Raw genomic sequence first — 2,364 nt, 5'->3', positions numbered from 1 at the left:
TATTATCAAATACTTTGATACAATACATTACAACCACCTACTTTGAAACTCAATAGTGCATAGATTATTTGAAGAATTTGAAACTCTCGAGAACGTAAAATAATTTTGTCCTATATTGCAACTTATCCAATTTCCAAGCTTCAAATCAATTCTATTAGCACCATTTAAATAAATCCCTCTTGATTTAGGCCTATTGTCTATAACTAAAGAATCTCCATCTAATAATTCAAGTCCTGCAAAGTCAAGCTTTTCATTTGTAGTTTCATTTTTTATTATAAAATCGCTACATGGTCCAGCTATAGTTATAACAGGATAAGATATTTCAGTACCTACATTATCAACATATTTTTCAAAGTTTTCCCCACTTTCAAACCTAATAGGAAATCTTAGAGGGAATTTAACAGAAGTACCTTTGATTTCGTTTATACTTAAGACTTGTTTTTCAGCTTCATACAAATACGGATCAGCAGCTATCAACTGACAACTAATTTTGCCTAAATAATCATCACCAGTTAACCTGTTTGTAACTTTTACATTTAACATTACTTTTCTAAATCCTTCTACGTCAACTATCAATTCTTGTAAATTTCTATTAGAAAGAATTTTATTTATAGATATATGATCACTAGGATTAGAACTTTTAATATATCCATTTAAAACCATTTGTTTAGCGTTTATTTTAGTATAAGGAATAAAGCTTCCGTCACTGTATAATTCGCTATCGAAGTGACTTTTTTCATGGTCAAACAACCCTTCTAATGCAAAGTTGTAAGTATCATTTTTTAAATCAGTTCCATTTAAACTTATTTGATTACATTTTAATCTGATTTTAGTCACCCCCTAGACTGTAGCTAAGAAGCTAAGCTGAGACAATGTTCTGTTCTTATCACCTTTATCAACTACATTCATATTTTGCACATTTATATTTACATTTTTATTATTGCTTGCAGTATCAGCTTTAAAGCTACCACTTAAACCTTTTAATTTAGCACTGTAGCCACCTATTACACTTTTAGATAATCCGATAGAAGCCTTTGAAACTCTATCTTTTTCGTTCTCAATACCTATTGCAAGTCCTTCACCTGTAAATTTACCAATTTCCATGAACACCCTAGAAGGAGATTTTATTTTTAATTTCTTTTTAGTAGATTCAACTGCACTATTAACAACATTACCTATAGCACCTGCAATATTAGCTCCTGCGTTTTTAATACCATTTATTAAACCTTGTATCATGTCTTTACCTATACTAAATAGATTAATTCCTTTTATAACACCCACTGCCCTAGTCATAAAGTTTTTAATCGTAGTAGGCACTTTTGAGATACTACTAGTAACAGATTTTAACAAATTAGACATCATGCTTTTAGCAATAGACCATAAGGCTTGAAAACTATTAGCACCAAATGCTTTAAGAGTACCAAAGTTAGACTTTGCCCCACTTAAAAGATTTTTAACAAACCCTAAACAAGCTTTTATGCCACCGCCAAAGAATCCTTTAACAGAAGACCACATACCTTTAAATATGCCTATTGCACCTTTGCCGAATCCCTTTATCATAGCAGGAATATTTAAAGCAAATTGAACTTGCATTAAGTTCCATACAAATTCTAAAGCACCGAAAAAGATTTGCTTTATGCTTTCCCAACAACCACTAAAATTACCCTTGAAAAGATTTTGGAAAAAGTTTATTATTCCATCAACTACTGCTAAACCACTTTGAACTATTGCACCTATTGCAGTTATTGTGTTAGTTACTATTGAAGATATAAAAGTAAATAAGAAAGTTATAACAGGCATTAGCCAGCCTTTGTGTTCATTCCAAAAGCTAGACATTGATTTGATTATTACACCTACCGTATCGCCCATTGACTTGAATATGCTTATTGCTAATTGGACAAAAGGCATTATACCAGGAGCAAACTTTTTAATTGCACCCATAAAGCCACCTTCGCCACTAAGTGCATCTTTAAATTTCATAAGCATAGGTATTATATTATTCATTCCTTGATTCAACTTATCAAACAAAGGCTTAGAAAGTTGTCCCATGACACCCCTAAATGTATCTTTTAATGTTGATACATTAGCGTTGAAACTACCTACATTTTTTTTCATTGATCCACCGAAAGCTTTGTCCATTTGTCCGATAAGTAAAGGCAATGCTTCTTTTGACATTACTTCTCCATCTTTCATCATGTCCATTAATGTGGCTTCACTAACGCCCATTGATTCGGCTAATAATTTGTAAGCAGGTATACCTCTTTCGGCTAATTGTTGCATTTCTTCTGCTGAAATTTTACCCTTCATTGACATTTGACTCAAAGCAGTAGCAACACCATTTAATTCCTCAGTACCACCACCCAT

At 32.1% G+C, this 2,364-nt stretch carries 2 protein-coding genes; both read right to left on the bottom strand.

The genetic code is table 11. The features are described from left to right. Nucleotides 1-27 precede the first annotated feature (27 nt). Nucleotides 28-837 carry a phage distal tail protein gene (locus VLM92_RS09880; protein WP_325276179.1) on the bottom strand — a complete coding sequence of 270 codons (810 nt, stop codon included), beginning with the start codon at nucleotides 835-837 and terminating at the stop codon, nucleotides 28-30. A gap of 3 nt (nucleotides 838-840) precedes the next feature. After that, on the bottom strand, nucleotides 841-2,364 hold a 1,524-nt coding region (locus tag VLM92_RS09875), incomplete at its 5' end, for a tape measure protein (protein WP_325276178.1).

Source organism: Romboutsia sp. (assembly GCF_035470145.1).
Classification (GTDB): domain Bacteria; phylum Bacillota; class Clostridia; order Peptostreptococcales; family Peptostreptococcaceae; genus Romboutsia_D.
This window is presented reverse-complemented; position numbering and strand designations above follow the sequence as displayed.